Raw genomic sequence first — 386 nt, 5'->3', positions numbered from 1 at the left:
CAGAAAGACCCCGTAGAGCTTTACTGTAGCCTGACATTGGATTTTGGTGTGTTTTGTACAGGATAGGTGGGAGACGTCGAACCCAGGCCGCCAGGTTTGGGGGAGTCGATGGTGGGATACCACTCTGAATGCACTGAAGTTCTAACTTGGCACCCTGAATCGGGTGTAAGGACCGTGTCAGGTGGGCAGTTTGACTGGGGCGGTCGCCTCCCAAAGAGTAACGGAGGCGCCCAAAGGTTCCCTCAGACTGGTTGGAAATCAGTCCGAAGAGTGTAAAGGCACAAGGGAGCTTGACTGCGAGACAGACAAGTCGAGCAGGGACGAAAGTCGGGCTTAGTGATCCGGCGGTATTGAGTGGAAAAGCCGTCGCGCAACGGATAAAAGCT

1 rRNA gene is annotated in these 386 nt (G+C 54.4%); it reads left to right on the top strand.

Features of this window, described 5'->3' with window-relative positions:
- A 23S ribosomal RNA gene (locus H1S01_RS20925) occupies positions 1 to 386 on the top strand; the annotation flags it as partial.

The sequence above is a fragment of the Heliobacterium chlorum genome, from assembly GCF_014502795.1.
Lineage (GTDB): Bacteria > Bacillota > Desulfitobacteriia > Heliobacteriales > Heliobacteriaceae > Heliobacterium > Heliobacterium chlorum.
This window is presented reverse-complemented; position numbering and strand designations above follow the sequence as displayed.